Raw genomic sequence first — 18,124 nt, 5'->3', positions numbered from 1 at the left:
CCTCAGGCCTCCAGCAGCCGGGGTACCCACTGTTGCTGGGGGATCGGCAAGTCGCAGGACTGCCCACGCCCCATCGGGAAGTAGTGGAAGCCCTTGCGCGCCAGGCGCTCGGCGTCATACAGGTTGCGCCCGTCAAAGATCACCGGCGCCTTGAGGCGGGCGTGCAGCAGGTCGAAATCCGGGGCTTTGAACTGCTGCCACTCAGTGCAGATGATCAAGGCATCGGCGCCGCCCAGGGTCGATTCCGGGGTGCCCATCAGCATCAGGCGCGGGTCATTGCCGTACAGCTTCTGGGTTTCCTGCATGGCCTCGGGGTCGAAGGCCCGCACGTTGGCCCCGGCGGCCCACAGCGATTCCATCAGCACCCGGCTGGGGGCATCGCGCATGTCGTCGGTGTTGGGCTTGAACGCCAGGCCCCACAAGGCGAAGGTTTTGCCGCGCAGTTCGCCCTTGTAGAACGCCCGGATCCGCTCGAACAGTTTGCTTTTCTGCCGCTGGTTGATGGCTTCCACCGCTTCGAGCAGGTCACTGGAGCAATTGGCTTGGCGAGCGCTGTGGATCAGCGCGCGCATGTCCTTGGGGAAGCACGAGCCGCCGTAGCCGCAGCCCGGGTAGATAAAGTGGTAGCCGATCCGCGAGTCGGCGCCGATGCCCAGGCGCACCGATTCGATATCGGCCCCCAGGTGCTCGGCCAGCTCGGCGATCTGGTTGATAAAGCTGATCTTGGTCGCCAGCATGCAGTTGGCGGCGTACTTGGTCAGCTCGGCGCTGCGCACATCCATAAAGATAATGCGGTCGTGGTTGCGGTTGAACGGCGCGTACAGGTCACGCATCACCTCACGCACTTCTTCGCGTTCGCAACCGATGATGATCCGGTCGGGGCGTCGGCAGTCGGCCACCGCAGAGCCTTCCTTGAGGAATTCCGGGTTGGAGACAATATCGAACACCAGGCTGCGACCGGCCAGGGCCTTGTCGATATGGGCGCGCAGGGTGTCGCCGGTGCCCACCGGGACCGTGGATTTTTCCACCAGGATTACCGGCTCGACGCGATGGCGGGCCACCGCATCGCCCACCGACAGCACATACTTCAAGTCCGCCGAGCCGTCTTCGTCCGAAGGCGTGCCAACTGCGATAAACAACACTTCGCCATGCTCGACCGCGAGTTTTTCCTGGCTGGTGAAGGTCAACCGGCCGTTTTCCAGGTTTTCCCGGACCAGGCTGGCAAGCCCCGGCTCGAAAATGCTCACATGGCCTTGTTGCAGCAGGCGCACCTTGTTTTCGTCAACGTCCATGCAGATCACATCGTGACCGACCTCGGCCAATACGGTGGCCTGTACCAGGCCAACGTAACCACTACCAAATACGCTGATTTTCATGGGGTATTCCTGGGGCTTGTGTTGCCGATACGACGGGAGTTGATGGTCAGCACACCCAGGATGACCAGAGCCACCCCCAAGGTCCGTGACAGGGAAAAGGGTTCGTTGAAGCCCGGCAGGCTGGCCGCCAGCAGGTACACCAGGACGTAGCTGATACTCAGCAACGAATAGGCGCGACCCAGGGGCAGGTGCTGCAGCGCGCCGAGCCAGCACAGCATTGACAGGGCGTAGGCCACGATGGCCAGGGCGACCACGCCCAAGGCCACGGGATCAACCATGGGCGCGGCGAGCCACTCCGCCGGCAATGGCAGGCGCGTCATGCTCCAGCGCATGCCCAACTGGGCCGCGCTGACCAGTGCTACGCTGGATAACGCCAGGGTGAAACCGCGCAACCGGCTCATACCTGACCTCCCAGCAGCAGCAGCACGCCGGCCATCACCAGGGCCACGCCCAGCCAGTGGCGGCGATCCACCGGCTCATGGAACACAAAGCGCGCCACCAGGGTGATCAATACAAAATTCAGGCTGAGCATCGGGTAGGCAATCCCCACTTCCAGGCGTTGCAGCACCAGTAGCCACACCAGCAGGCCCAGGCCCAGGCACAGCAGGGCCGACCAGAGCCAGGGCGAGCGCAGTTTCAACGCCCAGCCCGCAGGCTGGCCGCGCCAGCCTTCCACGGCATACTTTTGCGCGATCTGGCCCATGCAGGTCAGCAGGCACGCGGCCAGAAGCAGCAGCAGGGTGATCAAGGCGCCACCTGCGGGAACAGCAGAATCACCATATTGCCTTGCTCGTAGCGCTTGCCGTCTGCGGGCAGCAATGCCAGTTCGCGTTGCTCAGATGCGCCCTTCACGCGCATTACCACGCCCACCGAACCCTGTTTGCGCGCGTCGCCCAGCCACTGCTGGACGCTTGCGAGTTTGACCCGTCGGGCGGCGCTGTCGGCATAGGCCAGGCCGTATTTGACTTCTCCGGTGGTGTTGTACAGCGCCACGTCCGGACGCTTGAGCCGCCACGCCAGGGCCGAGGCTGCGCCCAGGTCGTTGCTCAGCAGGCGCTGGGTAGTCGCCAGTTCTACGGCGTGATCGATAATGAACTGGTCCGGTGTCTTGTTATTCACCACCGAGTGCGGCAATGCCGCCGGCACCAGGGCCACCAGTAACCAACTGCCCAGTGCCGGCGCCGCCCACAAACGCAACGGGCGTAACGCCTGCAGCAGGTTGGCGATGATCCAGCCCAGCAGCACGCTGAATACCAGCACCAGGCTCAGCAGTTCCTGCTGCGGGGCATAAATCGGCTTCTTCAACTGGAAGTACACGATTGCCAGCAGGCCCAGCACCCCGATGATCAGGTTGAGCCAGCCATTGACTTGCAGCACCCGGCCACGGGCCTGGGCCAGCTTGTCGGTCAGGGTATGGCCCATCAGCAATGCCAAAGGCAGCAGGCACGGCAGGATATAGGCCGGCAGCTTGCCCTTGCTCAGGCTGAAAAACGCCAGGGGCATCAGCAGCCAAAACAACAGGAAGCCGATCTTGTGCGTGCGTTTTTCCTGCCACGCCTGTTTCAGGGTGGAGGGCAGCAGGGCCAGCCACGGCAAGCTGAACGCGGCCAGCAACGGCAGGTAGTACCACCAGGCTTGTTCGTGCTGGGCATCTTCACCGGCAAACCGCTGGATGTGCTCGTGCCAGAAGAAGAAGTTCCAGTAGTCGGGCTCCTGGGCATGCACCATCAGCGCCCAGGGCAGGCTGACCGCAATCGCCACCGCCACGGCAACCAGACCATAGGCCAACAGTTCACGCAAACGCTTTTGCCAGACCATATAGGGCAGGGCGATCAATACCGGCAGCAGCCACGCCAGAAAACCCTTGGTCATGAAGCCCATGGCGCAGGCAAACCCCAGCAAGGCCCAGGCGCCCAGGCGGGCGCGTCGGGTCTGGCTGTCGATACATAGCCACAAGGCCACGCCGCTGAGGTTGACCCAGAAACTGAACTGCGGGTCGAGGTTGGCGTAGCCACCGGACATCGCCACGCTGATAAAACTCATGTACAGCACGCTGCAGACCAGGCTCTTGCGCGGATCGTTCCACAGGCGCCGGGCCATGAAGTACACCAGCAATATGCTCAAGCCCGTGGCCAGCGCAGAGGCTACGCGCACGCCGAACAGGTTCTGCCCGAACAGCGCCTGGCCGAGGGCGATCATCCAGTAGCCGGCCGCCGGTTTTTCGAAATAGCGGATGCCCATAAAGTGCGGCGACGCCCATTTGCCGGTCAGCAGCATTTCCTGGCTGATCTGCGCATAACGGGTTTCGTCCGGGATCCACAGGCCATGGGTGACCATCGGCAACAGATAGCACAGGCCGAAGACCAACAGGAGCAGGGGCAGGGCCCAACGTCGGATCATGCCTGTTGCACTCCCAGCCAGCCTTCGCGGCCGCCGAGTACGCCGCGTGTCAGATGCGCCAGGGGCAGGCTGGCCGGATCGGCCGGCAGCAGGTTGCCCAAGGGTTGGAACTGGATGCCGCGCTGTCCTGCCTGGGCGAGCAGCTGGCGAAATTCATTGGCCATCAGAATCCCTTCTACTTCTGCGTGGATCGTATAGACGTTGAGTGTCGATTCGGTGAACCGATCAAGAATAAAGCGATTGAAGTCCTTGGACGCGACCTGTGGCCCGACCACCTCATCGAAAGTCGGCAAGTCCACCGGGACCTGCGGCGTGCCGGCGCTGCCATCGGCGAGGATCGGGCGGAACAGGCTGGTGCCGCGACAGTCGCTGTTGTAGCGCAAGCCAAAGCCTTGCTTGGCCTGCACCACACGCTCATCGGCCCGCCAGCCGGCGGCGGCAGAACACTGCACCGGGGCGCCGAGGATATCGCCCAGGGTGTCGAGCCCACGGCGTACCTGCTCCACCAATTGCGCATCGCTCCAGCGCCCGGCATTGGCTTGCCAGCCATGGTGATCCCAGGCGTGCAGGCCCACTTCGTGCCCGGCGGCCTTGGCCTGGCGCATCAGGTGCCCCAGGTCGCGGCCAATCGGCTTGCCCGGCCAGGCGGTGCCGGCCAGCAGAATGTCCCAGCCATACAGCCCGGCCGCGTTGGAACGCAGCATCTTCCACAGGAACTGCGGGCGGATCAGGCGCCACAAGTGGCGGCCCATGTTGTCCGGGCCGACACTGAAGAAGAACGTCGCCTTGATGCCGGCCTCATCCAGCAACTCCAGCAACCGTGGCACGCCATCACGGGTGCCGCGGTAGGTGTCGACGTCGATGCGCAGACCTGCCTTCATTATTTGCCTGCTTCGCTGGACTGGGCGATTTCCAGCATCGCTTCACGCAGGAAGAAGTCCAGGGTGTTGCCGATGGTTTCGCTCATCGCCACGCTCGGCTCCCAGTTCAACAGGCGCTTGGCGTTGGCAATGCTCGGCTTGCGGTGCGCCACATCCTGATAACCGGCGCCGTAGAACGCCTTGCTTTCCACTTCGCGAAAGCCCGCGAATGGCGGGAAGTTACCGCGCAACGGGTGGGCCTCGAACTGACGCAGCAGCTCTTCGCCCAACTGGCGGATGCTGGCTTCGTTGTCCGGGTTGCCGATATTGATGATCTGGCCGTTGCACGCGTCGTTATCGTTGTCGATGATCCGCGCCAGGGCCTCGATGCCGTCGGCAATGTCGGTGAAGCAGCGCTTCTGCTCGCCGCCGTCAAACAGGCGGATCGGCGTGCCTTCCACCAGGTTGAGGATCAACTGGGTAATGGCCCGGGAACTGCCGATGCGTGCCGAGTCCAGGCGATCCAGGCGCGGGCCCATCCAGTTGAATGGGCGGAACAGGGTGAAATTCAGACCCTTGGCGCCATAGGCCCAGATCACCCGGTCCAGCAACTGCTTGGAGACCGAGTAGATCCAGCGCTGTTTATTGATCGGGCCGACCACCAGGTTGGAGGTGTCTTCGTCGAAGTTCTGGTCCTGGCACATGCCATAGACTTCAGAGGTCGACGGGAAAATCACGCGTTTGTTGTACTTGACGCAGTAGCGCACCAGCTTGAGGTTTTCTTCGAAGTCCAGCTCGAACACGCGCAGCGGGTTGCGGGTGTATTCGATGGGCGTGGCGATGGCCACCAGCGGCAGGACCACGTCGCATTTCTTGATGTGGTACTCGATCCACTCGGAGTGAATGCTGATATCGCCTTCCACATAATGGAAGTTGGGGTGGCTGCGCAGGCGCTCGATGGCGTCGGAGCCGATATCCAGGCCGTAGACTTCGTAGCGATCGTCGCGCAACAGGCGCTCGGACAGGTGGTTGCCGATAAAGCCGTTGACCCCCAGGATCAGCACGCGGGTACGCCGTGGTTTACCGCCCGATTCGGCGCCGCGCAGGATCGAGCCATCCACCAGGCCCAGCTCATCGGCCAGGGCCGGGCCGGTCAGGTACAGGCCATGGTCATTGCGCTGGCCGAAGTGGATGACCAGAGAGTCTTCACCGCAGGCAATGCGCAGCGGGTTGACGCTGATCACACGGCCGGGCGCCTGGCCTTCGTTGCCCTTGAGTACTTCGGCTTGCCACACGATCAGCTTGTGTTCGCCCACGGCACAGAAGGCGCCAGGGTACGGCTGGGTCACGGCCCGCACCAGGTTGAACAGCTCTTCTGCAGGTTTGCTCCAGACGAGCTTGCCGTCCGCCGGGGTACGGCGGCCAAAGCAGGTGGCCTGGCTTTCGTCCTGGGCGGTTTCGCTCAACGTGCCCTTGGCCAGTTGCGGCAGGGCATCGCGCAGCAACTGGGTGGCCGCCTCGCGCAGCTTGGCGTGGAGTGTCAGGCCGGTGTCGCTGCGTTCGATCATGACTTTTTGCTGGGCGAGAATCGCGCCAGCATCCGCACGCTTGACCATGCGGTGCAGGGTCACGCCGGTTTCGGTTTCGCCGTTGACCAGCACCCAGTTGGCCGGCGCACGGCCACGGTATTTGGGCAGCAGCGAACCGTGCAGGTTGAACGCGCCCTGGCGCGCGGTGGCCAACAACGCCTCGCCCAGCAGGTTGCGGTAGTAGAACGAGAAGATGAAGTCCGGGTTCAGCTTGGCCACACGCTCGACCCACAGCGGGTGGTTGGCGTCTTCCGGGGCGTGCACCGGGATGCCGTGGCGGGCGCACAGCTGGGCGACCGAGCCGTAGAAGGTGTTTTCCTTGGGGTCATCGGCATGGGTGAACACGGCAGCAATCGGGTAGCCCGCAGCGAGCAGGGCTTCGATGCCTGCACAGCCAATGTCGTGGTAAGCAAAAACAACAGCTTTAGAACTCATGACGAAACCTGACTGGAAGAGGAAGGGGAAGACGGGGAGGACGGCAGGCCATCAACGATGACCGTTGGCGCAGGGGCTGTCGGCTCGTTGCGCAGCACCTTTTCAATAAAGAAGCGGGGGCGGGCACGCACATCGCTGTACATCCGCCCGAGGTATTCGCCCAACAGGCCCATGCCGATGAACTGGCCGCCGGTAAACACAAACAGCACGGCGAACAGCACGAACAAGCCATCGCCGGCCCAATCGGCACCAAAGGCCAGGCGCAGCACGATCAAGGCAAACGCAAACAACATGCCCAGGGCCGCCAGGCTGAAGCCGACGATGGACAACAGGCGCAGGGGCGTGGTGGTCATGCAGGTCAACAAGTCGAACATCAGGCTGATCAGGCGCATGGCGCTGTATTTGGATTCGCCGTGTTCGCGCTCGGCGTGGTGCACCAGGATCTCCGTGGTATGGCGCGCAAAGCCGTTGGCCAGGATCGGGATAAAGGTGCTGCGCTCACGGCAGGCGAGCATGGCATCGACGATGGTGCGCCGGTAAGCGCGCAGCATGCAGCCATAGTCGGTCATGGCCACGCCGGTGGAGCGCTGCACGGCCAGGTTGATCAGGCGCGAAGGCCAGCGGCGAAAGGCCGAGTCCTGGCGATTATTGCGCACGGTAGCGACCACGTCGTAGCCCAGGGCCGCTTGCTCGACCAGGCGTGGAATTTCTTCGGGCGGGTTTTGCAGGTCGGCATCGAGAGTAATCACCACCTCGCCCCGGCACTGCTCGAAACCGGCCATGATTGCCGCGTGCTGGCCGTAGTTGCGGTTAAGGATCACGGCCACCACAGGGCTGCCGGGCTCGGTTGCCGCGTCTTCGAGCAGTTGGGCGGAACTGTCGCGGCTGCCGTCGTCTACCAGGATGATTTCATACTCATAGGCCAACTGCTCGCACGCCGCACGGGTACGGCGCAGCAGTTCGGGCAGGCTCTGTTCTTCGTTGTAGACCGGGATAACGATCGACACGCAATGAATAGGGTAGGGTTTCAAAGATTCATGACCTCGGATTAGAGCAACTTTGAGCGTAGAGATGACAACAAACATGGGATTAAAGTGCAGGCGACTCAATAAAAAATGGCCGATAGCATACCCATCCTGAGTAAAGCCCATTACGGCCAAAGATAAAGCATTATCAAGGGGTTAGTCAGCAAAGCAGGGCATTCCCTCAAGTATTGCGGCCAAGGTTAAGCGCAAATTTGTCCAGCGAATATGAAAGGCCGATGAAAAACTCGTTTATTTGGTGGGCAGACAGCGAGTGTTCAGCTAGACAATAAGGAACGCAGACAAACGATAACTGTTTGCGCTGTAGTCATTATCTGTAAGTAATTTAATGCGTATTCACGCTGAATCACTCGGTTTGTTAATCCGTAGCGCCTGAAGAATCTTCTCTGCAACCCTCTGCAAGTCCCGGTAAAGTAAGCGATCTCTTGCCTGGGTAGTCGGATGAACAGCGTGCAGATACGGCCAGTCTTGATGATGTTGTGGATGACGCTCGGCACGGCCCATGCCACCGGGGCGGACGAGGGGCTGAGCCTGACGCCGGTCGCTCAGGTTCCCGCCGGGGTCGAAGTCAGGGGCCGGCAGGTGGCCGCGTATAGCTGGGATGACCGGCAGGGCCACAACCTGTTGGTGTTGGCCGAGCAGGAAGCCGGCGAGCGCGATGACGACGGCACACAATCGGCGGCGATCTATGCTGCGCAGTACCTGCTGGAGGGTGATCGGCCCAAGCGTCTGTGGATGCTGCATGACGATGTGCAGCGTTGCGAATTCGACGCCGGCCTGCATTTCGATAGCGCCGCGACTCACGTCACCGACCTGCTGGGGGATGGCCCCAGCCAAGTGACCGTGGGCTATTCGCGCACCTGCACCAGTGATGTCAGCCCCCGTGAATTCAAGCTGATCATGCATATCGGCAAATCACACAAATACGCACTGCGCGGGGTTGACCGCTATGGCGCCAGTTGGTGGGACGAGGAAGCCGGCGCCCTGCGCGGCATGCCGCTGCCCACCGATTGCAGTGTTGCCGGGCAGCAGGCGTTGCTCAGTCAATACCAGGAGCAGGGCACCGACCTGCCATTGCCAGGCTGCTACAACGACGAGCAGGACTTCGCCAAGGCGCCCGCCCAGTTGTTGGCTTTCATGCGTCAGCAGTGGTTTGCGCTGATGCAAAAACAGAACGCCGACTGGAGCCAGCAGCAAAGCCCGGCACCCGCCGAGGATGAGCCCTAGTTTGGTATGCGGCGCCGACCTGGGTTAGACTCGGCGCTCGCTAAACCACTAAATACTGATATTAAACATAGGCTTAGTCTCTATATTTAATCTCAAGGCTGATCTATTTTGACCGAGATTTCCCGCAACCCCCTGACCCTGTATCTCGCGCGCCTGGCGCCTTCCAGCCAACTGACCATGCGCTACGTGCTGCAAGATGCCGCCGACCGCCTGGGGTTCGAAGAGATCAACCTCGAAGATATCGACTGGCATCTGTTGCAACCGGAACACGTAATGGCCCTGGTCGCCGTGTTGCGCGAAGACGGGTATGCACCCAACACCTCATCGCTGTACGTCAACGCCGTGCGCGGGGTAATGAACGAAGCCTGGCGCATCAGCCTGATCAGCCAGGAACACCTGCTGAAGATGCGTTCGGTCAAAGCCACCGCCGGCACGCGCTTGAGCCAGGGGCGTAACCTGCGTCGCACCTTGATCCGCGAACTGATGGATGTCTGCGCCGCCGACCCACGGCCACAGGGCCTGCGGGACGCGGCGGTGATCGGGATCCTCTACGGTTCGGGGATGCGCAAGTCAGAGTCGGTCAACCTCGACCTGGCCCAGGTGAACTTTGCCGAACGCAGCCTGCGGGTGACGGGCAAGGGCAACAAGGAGCTGCTCAAGTACGCACCGGCCTGGGCATTTGCCAAATTGCAGGCATGGCTGGAGTTTCGCCGCGAGCAGTTAAAGGAAGGGGAGCAGGACGATAGCTTCCTGTTCAACCGCATCCGCCGCGGCAGCCATATCACCCGCGAACGCATCACCAAACATGCGATTTACTACATTGCCCGCCAGCGTGGTGAACAGGTCGGTGTGAAGATCATGCCCCATGATTTCCGCCGCTCGTTTATTACCCGGGTGATTGAAGAACATGACTTGTCCATTGCGCAGAAACTGGCGCACCACACCAATATCCAGACCACCGCCAGCTACGACGTGCGCGATGACAACGAGCGGCGGCGGGCGATTGATCGGTTTGATCTTTGATCAACGGTCACCAGCGGGTTCGCTGCTACACACCAACGCCTGGCGCTCGTAGTTCAGCGCCTTGTCTTGCGCGGGCAGTGCATACGCCGCAGTGCATTGCTGGCCCCCCCACTTGATAGTCAGGCTGCCCTGGTCCTCTTCAACCAGCACCAAGGCGTTACCGCTGGGGTCGGCGATGGCCAACTGCTTGCCGCTGGCGTCTTCCAGTGAGGCGCCAAACGTCAGGCGCTGGTGCTGTGCATCAAACAGCTCAAACAGCACGCGACGCCCGGTTTTGCCGCTGTAGCGGGCCAATACCACCGCACCACGGCGCGGCACCACTTGCTGTGTGGCCTGGGTGATTTCTACATCACCGCCCAGGTCACGGGTGTCGAGGCTGATCCAGTTCACTCGATAAGGTTGCGCCGAGGGGATGACGGCATAGCCGTTGCGTCCGGTTTCGACGCCGCTGTAGCTGCTGATTTTTGCCCCACTGATGCCCGGTACCTGTACCAGGGCGAAGGTCTCGCTGACGGTCTGCCCCAAGTTGATGCCACCCGCATGCGCCACTACCGAGCCGGAAACGTTGAGGTTTTGTGAGTCATAACCACGCCCCTGGCTGTACCCCAGGCTGATATCGGCCATGGAGGTGCGGCTGTTGATGTTGGCCGATCCCGATTGGCCGCCGGTGCTGCTATGGCCGGCCTGGACTGAATAGAACACATCGCTGGTATCTGCCACATAACCGTTGATACCGGCCTGGTTGCTGGTGTCGCCTTGCTGCGTACTGGTGGTGACAAAAGCGCGGGGTGCCCGAGGCTGGCTGCCCAAGGGAAACGAAACAGACAGGTTGAACTGGGTGTCGGAGTCGGGTGCGCCCCAACTGGCGATCTGCTTGGTGCGTGTCACGCCCAGGTTGTAGCTCAGGTCCCCCCAGTTGTTGTTATAGCCGGCCGAAAAGCTCTGGGAGCCGCCACGGTTCCAATAGCGCTGATCGCTGGCGTTCACATACAGGCTACCGAACTCACGGTTGCGCCCGAGACTTTGGTTGATCGTCAGGTCGGTACGGGTTTTCGAGTTACCGGTACGTTTGACTGCATCTTCGCTGGTGTCCTCGACGTGGTCGGTCAGGGTGCGGTAACCCTCGGTCGAATACCGATACGCCGCCAGCGTAAAGTTGGTGTCAGTGCCAGCAAAGGTCTTGGCATACAACGCACGCACACTGTTGCCCTGGGTGGTTTGCCCCTGGGCGGCGCTCGACGAGTGTGTGACGTCCATGGACACGGCACCCAGCGATGTGTTGCGGCCAACCCCCAGGGAGAACGCCTTGTAGTCTTCACTGACTTGCAGGCCGACAATCCCGCTGAGGTTGCTGGTGAGGCCGTAGGCGAGGGTGCTGCTGACAAATTGCGGGCTCGCCAAACCGTCAGTATTGCTGCTGAATTTACCGGCCGAAACGCTGTATTTGACCTGCCCTTCACGCACCATGATCGGCAGGCTGGAGAACGCCTGCGTGGTCACACGCCGACGGCCATCGGCCTCGATGATGGTGATTTCCAGGTCGCCGTTCGAACCGCTGGGGTAGATATCGTTGATCTCGAAAGGCCCGGGTGCGACGTTGGCGGTGTACAGGATGTAGTCGTTCTGGCGGATTTCCACCGTGGCGTTGGTCTGCGCCACGCCACGAATCACTGGCGCATAACCACGCTCGCTGTCGGCGCGCATGCCTTCGTCGGACGCCAGCTTCAGGCCCCGGTAGCGCACGCTGTCGAACAGGTCGGTATCGGAAAAAATCTCGCCGGCACTGAACTGCCCCTTGAGCGCCGTCACGTCATGCTGCACGTAGCTGCGATTGCTGGTGAAGGTGCTCGGCCTGCCGGTGCCGCTACTCAGGTTCGACTCATTGCGCAGCCGCCAGGCGCCCAGGTTAATGCCGTTGCGCAGCCCCAGGTTGTTGTTGATGCGCGTTTCATAGTCGCCGGCAGTGCGGCTGCTGTTGAGTTGATAGTTGATAAACGCCGCCGGCACACCATCCTCCCACAGCTGGGGATCGACATAGCCACGCATGCCACGTTGCATCGCGACCTGCGGAATGCTCGCCGCCAGGCGCAGGCGACTGGCGTCATAGCGCAAGGTCGCCTGGTCGATCAGTGTCGGCAGGTCGTAGCAGTCCTGGGGCTGGTTGGGGTCGAGCTTGCCCTGGGCCTGCAACAGGCTCATGTCGATGCCCAGTTGCTTGAGCAGGTCCAGGGTCAGGCACGGATCGACCCGGCCGGTCTGTGGGTTGCGCTTGAAGTCGATGTCGCGCCGGCCCACCAGGACCTCGTTGCTGTACAGGTCGACCCGGTAGTTGCCGGGCAGCACGCTGTTGGCCGAGAGCAATTGCTGCAGGTCTACCGACGATTGCGCACCCTGCAAGAAGGTGGTGTTGAAGACGTTCACGGCGGGCTCATCGGCAATCGCCAAAGACGGCGAACCGGCAAGCATGGCCAGTGATAGCGTGCTCAACTTGAGTGATGTGCAAGTTGTCGACACGCGTGAAGTGCGCTCGCTTGATATGTAATGATTGGGCCTGCTGCCTAAAAGAAAAAACATGCAAAGAACCTATATCATTCCTGTTTATCGAACAGGCGAGGCACGCGAGTACGCACTCGAATCGAACCTGAGGGTTTAAGGGAGCTACTTATGGCTTGGCGCGAGTACCCGTAGCCTTGGCCGCCAAGTGCTGTACAAGTTGGGCACTGTATTTATCTTGTGCGCCATAGTCGTTAATACTGGAAAAAGACAGTTGTACTGAATCCTGGCGACTCAGTTGTTTAATGCTGAACTGTTTCTCGGCACCTGGCGCAATCATTGTCGAGTCGGCAGCCAGTTCCGTTTGTTGGCCGGCCTGTAGTTTTATATCGGCCATGGACACGTGATACAGCGTCGGGTTTTTTACCGTCAGTACTGACCCGGCATCGCGCTTGACCAGTTGCCACTCCAATTGCGCGGGTGCTGACAGGGCATCGCCAGGCAACCCGGATGGGCGGAAGAAAATCTTGATGCGCTGGCGTACGGCCAGTTGCAACGTGTTGTCGGAGGCGGCGGCTTGTGGGATCTCCTGCACATTGAGCCAGACCACGGACTCACGATCCGTTGGCATTCCGGCACCCTGGTAGAGAACTCGCAGTAACTGCTGCTCCTTGGCAAAAATGCGTGCCAGTGGCGGGGTTACGGCGAACGGCGCGGCACTGTCTTGTGCATCGCTGGTATCGACCCAAGACTGAATCAAGACGTCCTGATTACCGTTGCGCACGGTGATATTGGCCTCCTTGTGATCGCCATCGAAGACGATACGGGTGGCACTCAGTGAAATGCTGGCGGCAGCCTGGGTCGCCATAAGCAGGGTCAGCAGCCCCAGGCCTGTGGCAATGGAACGAGGTAACATGATGTCTACCGTTTAGTGGTCGGATAAGTGGCGAGGTCCGAAGACCTCGCACGTGACAGGCGCTGCGTGTCGTTTATTCGTATTGCAGGATGAACGGCAGGGTAGCGTCACCGCGACCCGCGGTGGAGGCGCCGGCTGCACCGGTGGTGACGTAGGCTGCGGCAAAGCTCAAGGTTGCATCGCCGCCGTCGCTGCCTTGGCCGTGCATGGCGCTTTCGATACGGGCGGTGGCCGGGGAGCTGAGGTCGATCAGCGCGCCAGTGCTGTCGAGCAGTGCGATACCGACGTTGCTTGCGCTGCCGTTACCAGGGGTCAGGGCGAGGACTTTTTTACCGGTAACCAGGCCTGAACCGCCACTTTTGGCGTCAAAGATCATTGCCACTTTAGTGCCCAGGTTGCAGTTCACGCTGAGGTTGAAGTCCTTGGCGGTCACACGGCCCGAAGCTGGGTTTTCAGCGGTGCCCATGTCTTTGATAGAGACAGTGCCCATGTCGACGGAGATCACGCGATCGGCGTTGGCACCATCAACCGAGCAAGCGTCGTTGTTGATCAAACCGGTGAAGGTGATTTTGCCGCCGCCGCCCGGGGTACCCGTACCCGGGGTAGTTTCGGCAAACGCGCTGCTGCTGGCGGCGATAACTGACACAGCGATAAGGGCCAGGGAAAACTTCTTCATGATGATGTCCGTTAGTGTTGGTTGTGATGATGGGTTGAAACTGCCAACGAACAATAGTTAATCTGGGCTTTATAGAGAATAAGACGATTCTTATAAAGCACTTAAAGTGAGGGGTAGTCGGTTTTATAGCGGACTGAATAAAAGAAGATTAGTTAAAAATATTGTATTCCAGGCAGTAGGCCAACAAGTCCTGATCGCTGCTTACTTCAAGTTTTCGCATGGCGGAAATCTTCTGCGCGCTGATGGTTTTTGAACTTCTATTTTGGCTGCGCGCGATATCACTGACACTTTTTCCTGAAATAAATAAGCGCAGTATTTCAAATTCTTTGGGCGACAGCGTAGAGAAGCGTTCATCAATAGCGGTCAACGACTCGATAACCGAGGTCTTGGCCGGCTCCAGGCTCCGGTAATGCGCCTGCTGGGCAATGGACTTGAGGGCGACCTGGATTTCCGTATGCAACTGGCTTTTCTGGATCACGCCCACCACGCCCAATTCCTGCAGGCGGGTAAGAATCAGGTGATTGGAGATCATGGTCAGAATCAGGATTTGCACGTCGGGGAAATGCCGCTTCAGGTACTCCACCAGCTTCAAGCCATCGCCGTAGGGCGAATCACCGGGCATGTTGTAATCGGTGATCACAATGTCGATGGGCTGCTGCTCAAGCAATTTGATGAGGCCCGCCGAACAGATCGCTTCGCCGATGACTTGAAAACGCTCGTCTCTCTCGACGAGTTCACGTACCCCCAGAAGCACGATGGGGTGATCGTCTGCAATTACCACAGTGAATGTCTTCATAGGGTGGAGCCGTAATCCTGGTTTAGTAAGTGAGGTGATCCCATGCGCGTGTACACAAGGGCGTGCGGTGCGCTCATAGCTGCGCCCCGAGCAAGGCCGACAGCCTGCCGATAACCTGCGTTATCCGCAGTTCCAGCCCGGCATTGAGCCGCCCGACTGCCAACTGGCTTTCCAGCTCGATGCACGCCTGGGCCAGGTCGAGTGCCTGCACGGCACCCAATGCGCCGGCAACCGAGTGCAGGGTTTCAGCCAGGCACCGGCAATCACGCTGCTCAAGAGCGGCACTGATGCGCTGCAAGTCTTGCTGCACGCTGCTGATAAACAACGGGCGCATTTTGTCCGACAGCTGCACCGTGTCAATCACCAGCAGCTCGGCGCGCAATGTCGGTTTGCACAGTTTGATCAATTGCGCACGCAGGGTTTGCAGGCTCAAGGGTTTTACCAACCAGGCATTCATCCCGACCGCCAGACAACGAATGCCTTCCTCGCGCATGGCATTGGCGGTGACACCGATGATAGGCAATTGGGGGTCATGCTCCCTGAGGATGCGGGCCAGTTCATAGCCGTTCATCAACGGCATATTGATATCCGTCAGCACCAGGTCAAAGGCCTGGGGTTGCCACAGGTGCATGGCTTGCTCGCCATTGTCTGCCAGCGTCACCGTGCAGCCGAGGGCCTCGAGTTGCTCCTTGATGATTTCCTGGTTCACCGGATTGTCTTCGGCGACCAGAATGCGCAGCTCCAACTGCCCCGCGCTCTGTTGCTCGACACGCAGCGCTGACGCCTGTTTACCTTGCTGTGCCAGGGCAACCACTGACGCAATGGCGCGCACATCATGCATATCCACTTCCCAGCCCTGCGCGGTGCACAGAGGCGGGCTATGCGCGCCCGGCACACACAGCACCCGCGGTCCATCCCATGGCTGCAGGGGGCCGGCAGGCAGCATATCCACCAGCACCGCCTGCGCACTCTGTTGCTCCAGGGGCAGCGCCGCCAACGTGGCCTGGATACCCAAGCGGTTGAGCCAGTCGCACAGGGACTCCGCCAACTCGCGCACGGGTGCCTGCACATACACAGGTGAAGTACTCGGTTCAATGGGCGTGAGGCCCGGCAGCTCGCTGGTGCCGAGCGGCAAGCGCATCTTCAAGGTAAAACTGCTGCCCAGGCCGGGTTCGCTGACGACCTTGATCTGGCCGTCCATCATCTCGGCCAGCCAGCGACAAATTGGCAGCCCCAACCCTGCGCCGCCTTGGCCGGCGGTGTCCGGGGCCTGGTAGAACAAATCGAACAGCTTGGCTTGCTGCGCCTGGCTGATGCCCACGCCAGAATCGGTCACCTGCCATTCGAGGTCGACGCGATCGTCGCCGCGACGCACGGCCCTGGCCCGAATCACCACGCGCCCGATGTCGGTGAACTTGACGGCATTGCTCACCAGATTGTTGAGGATCTGGCGGATACGCATGGGGTCGCCGACTACGCAGTCCGGCAGTTGCGCGTCAATGCAGCCATACAGTTGCAGGCCCTTGCGCTGGGCGAAGGCGGTGTAGGTGTGCAGCGTGTCTTCCAACATGTCCAGGGGGCAGAACTCGATGGATTCGATTGCCATCTGCCCGGATTCTATTTTCGACACATCCAGCACGTCGCTGATCAGTTGGAACAACGTCGCAGATGAGCGCTGGATCGTGTGCAGGTAGGTTTTCTGGCGTGGGTCCAGGGGCGTCAACCCGAGCAATTCCAGGGTGCCCAGCACGCCATACAAAGGCGTGCGAATTTCATGGCTCATGGTCGCCAGGAACAGCGTCTTGGCTTCGTTGGCCGCGTCGGCGGCCCGCCTGGCATCTTCCAGGGCCAAGGCATCCTCGACATGGCGGGTGACGTCGCTGAACGCATACAGGCGCACATCCTGGCCCTGGTAACGGGTCGAGACAAAGCCAACCTGCAAATGCCGGCCCTCGATCTCCAGGTAGGTTTCGCCGCTCTCTGCACTCTCTTGGATGCGGCTGAGGGCAGCCACCAGCCTGGTCGTGCCCGGCCATTGCTGCGCCCGCTGGTTCTCGATCAACACCTGGCCATCTGCGCGGCCCACCACACACAGCCCAGTGGGCGCGGTGTCGATGATCACACGGCTAAAGGCCACGCTCTCTGCGATGCGTTCATGGGCCTGGCGCGCCGGGCGAATGACTTGCTTGCGATACCAGCGGGTGCCGGCCCAGGAGATCGCCAGCACCGCACAGATAAACAGCGCCAGGCTGGTCAGCGGCCAAAAGGCATAGCGAAAAAAATGCTTGTAGCTGATCCCATAGATCGCGGTCCACTGCTGCTCGGTGTCGTGGGTAATTTTGAACTCCAGGCCGTTGGCCCGAAAGTTGAGTCCCTCACTCAGCGAAGAGGCCAGGACAGACGGCCCCGCCAGCGTCTGGCCGCTGGGTGAGAGCAGGGTGAAGCGGTCGTAGACGGACGACTCGATCGTGCGCTCCACATCGTTGACTTGCGCCATATCCAGCAGGGTGGCCACCAGCACCTGTTTATTGCCTTCATGCCTGCGCATCACCTGGGGGTTCAGGGTAATGCCGATGTAGGCCAGCAGACGCGGAGGCGCAGGGTCTTCGCCGGACGTGACGTAGGCTTCCCAGTAAAGCTGATTGTCCGCCAGAGGCTGAGGCAGTTGCCCCAGCCTTTGTTGCACGGCGTCGGCCCGCTCGGCGGAGGGGCCGTTGTAGGCGGTCTTCCCGCCGCGCTGGTAGCCGACCGCCGGCACCGTTATGTAGTAGTTGACGAGCCTATTGAAGACAAACGCATGGGGTGAAGGGTAGGGCGACGATGACCAGAATGCGCTGTAGTAACTGGCCAGGTGGGTCCCCAGGGCAAATATCTTCTGCTGCTCGCCAGCGCTGACCCGTTGCTCATCGAATCGGCTGCTGAAGGGCACCGAAAAGGCGAACTCGCGGCCTTCAAAACGCGTGTTGTACGCATCCAGCCTTTGCCCCTTGAGGCTGGCCTGGGTGTTTTTGTCACTGATCAGATCGCGCTGGATAGCGGGCTGCGCCAGGGTTCTCAAGAACGTTTCCTGTTCCTGGATATTTTCCATCAGCCGGGCAAAATGAAAACGCACGGCGGCGTACTGCTCGTCGATCACTCGCTGCAGTGCCCAGTAACTGGTGCCCGCCAACAGCAATGCGAGACCGAGCACCACCATCAGCCCTTTATTCAGGCGCAGTGAGCTGCGGGTGAATGCTTCAAGGATGGCGTCGTTGTGCTTCATTAAGGGGTTTCGCAGGCGGATGAGAAAT

General features: G+C 60.7%; 14 protein-coding genes. 2 read left to right on the top strand and 12 right to left on the bottom strand.

Annotated elements, in window-relative coordinates:
* Nucleotides 1-2 precede the first annotated feature (2 nt).
* Genes HU773_RS14155 through arnC form a run of 7 tightly spaced genes read right to left on the bottom strand, consistent with a single transcriptional unit; the run spans nt 3 to nt 7,691 of the window.
* Complete coding sequence (locus tag HU773_RS14155) at nt 3-1,376, bottom strand: UDP-glucose 6-dehydrogenase (RefSeq protein ID WP_186625384.1); 1,374 nt, start codon at nt 1,374-1,376, stop codon at nt 3-5.
* Nucleotides 1,373-1,777 carry a 4-amino-4-deoxy-L-arabinose-phosphoundecaprenol flippase subunit ArnF gene (arnF, locus tag HU773_RS14150; protein ID WP_057959489.1) on the bottom strand — a complete coding sequence of 135 codons (405 nt, stop codon included), beginning with the start codon at nt 1,775-1,777 and terminating at the stop codon, nt 1,373-1,375. The genes HU773_RS14155 and arnF overlap by 4 nt, the downstream gene beginning before the upstream one ends.
* On the bottom strand, nt 1,774-2,124 hold the full coding sequence (gene arnE / locus HU773_RS14145) for a 4-amino-4-deoxy-L-arabinose-phosphoundecaprenol flippase subunit ArnE (protein WP_186625382.1): 351 nt from the start codon (nt 2,122-2,124) through the stop codon (nt 1,774-1,776). The genes arnF and arnE overlap by 4 nt, the downstream gene beginning before the upstream one ends.
* On the bottom strand, nt 2,121-3,776 hold the full coding sequence (arnT, locus tag HU773_RS14140; RefSeq protein ID WP_186625381.1) for a lipid IV(A) 4-amino-4-deoxy-L-arabinosyltransferase: 1,656 nt from the start codon (nt 3,774-3,776) through the stop codon (nt 2,121-2,123). Before arnT ends, arnE begins: the two co-directional genes overlap by 4 nt.
* A complete protein-coding gene (gene arnD / locus HU773_RS14135) occupies nt 3,773-4,660 on the bottom strand; it encodes a 4-deoxy-4-formamido-L-arabinose-phosphoundecaprenol deformylase (protein WP_169989721.1) in 888 nt (295 codons plus the stop codon). The genes arnT and arnD overlap by 4 nt, the downstream gene beginning before the upstream one ends.
* Nucleotides 4,657-6,660, bottom strand: coding sequence for a bifunctional UDP-4-amino-4-deoxy-L-arabinose formyltransferase/UDP-glucuronic acid oxidase ArnA (gene arnA, locus HU773_RS14130; protein WP_057959493.1), 2,004 nt, complete (start codon nt 6,658-6,660; stop codon nt 4,657-4,659). Before arnA ends, arnD begins: the two co-directional genes overlap by 4 nt.
* Complete coding sequence (gene arnC / locus HU773_RS14125) at nt 6,657-7,691, bottom strand: undecaprenyl-phosphate 4-deoxy-4-formamido-L-arabinose transferase (protein WP_057959494.1); 1,035 nt, start codon at nt 7,689-7,691, stop codon at nt 6,657-6,659. Before arnC ends, arnA begins: the two co-directional genes overlap by 4 nt.
* Before the next feature lie 453 nt (nt 7,692-8,144).
* Here arnC and HU773_RS14120 point away from each other — a divergent pair, with 453 nt between their 5' ends.
* Both HU773_RS14120 and HU773_RS14115 read left to right on the top strand, forming a co-directional pair.
* Nucleotides 8,145-8,930, top strand: coding sequence for a M949_RS01915 family surface polysaccharide biosynthesis protein (locus HU773_RS14120; RefSeq protein WP_169989706.1), 786 nt, complete (start codon nt 8,145-8,147; stop codon nt 8,928-8,930).
* A gap of 108 nt (nt 8,931-9,038) precedes the next feature.
* Complete coding sequence (locus HU773_RS14115) at nt 9,039-9,953, top strand: site-specific integrase (RefSeq protein WP_057436550.1); 915 nt, start codon at nt 9,039-9,041, stop codon at nt 9,951-9,953.
* On the opposite strand, the gene HU773_RS14110 is transcribed toward HU773_RS14115, so the two are convergent.
* From HU773_RS14110 to HU773_RS14090, 5 genes are all read right to left on the bottom strand, one after another.
* A complete protein-coding gene (locus HU773_RS14110) occupies nt 9,954-12,419 on the bottom strand; it encodes a fimbria/pilus outer membrane usher protein (RefSeq protein ID WP_225923875.1) in 2,466 nt (821 codons plus the stop codon).
* 196 nt (nt 12,420-12,615) lie between these two features.
* Nucleotides 12,616-13,362, bottom strand: coding sequence for a fimbrial biogenesis chaperone (locus tag HU773_RS14105; protein WP_186625379.1), 747 nt, complete (start codon nt 13,360-13,362; stop codon nt 12,616-12,618).
* A 73-nt stretch (nt 13,363-13,435) separates the two neighbouring features.
* Nucleotides 13,436-14,038: a fimbrial protein gene (locus tag HU773_RS14100; RefSeq protein ID WP_057436544.1), complete on the bottom strand. Its 603-nt coding sequence runs from the start codon at nt 14,036-14,038 to the stop codon at nt 13,436-13,438.
* Between the two features lie 148 nt (nt 14,039-14,186).
* Nucleotides 14,187-14,834, bottom strand: a complete 648-nt coding sequence (locus HU773_RS14095; RefSeq protein ID WP_057436542.1) for a response regulator — start codon at nt 14,832-14,834, stop codon at nt 14,187-14,189.
* 73 nt (nt 14,835-14,907) lie between these two features.
* A complete protein-coding gene (locus tag HU773_RS14090; RefSeq protein ID WP_186625378.1) occupies nt 14,908-18,096 on the bottom strand; it encodes a hybrid sensor histidine kinase/response regulator in 3,189 nt (1,062 codons plus the stop codon).
* Between the last annotated feature and the right edge of the window lie 28 nt (nt 18,097-18,124).

It is taken from the genome of Pseudomonas shahriarae (assembly GCF_014268455.2).
In the GTDB taxonomy this organism is placed as follows: domain Bacteria; phylum Pseudomonadota; class Gammaproteobacteria; order Pseudomonadales; family Pseudomonadaceae; genus Aquipseudomonas; species Aquipseudomonas shahriarae.
This window is presented reverse-complemented; position numbering and strand designations above follow the sequence as displayed.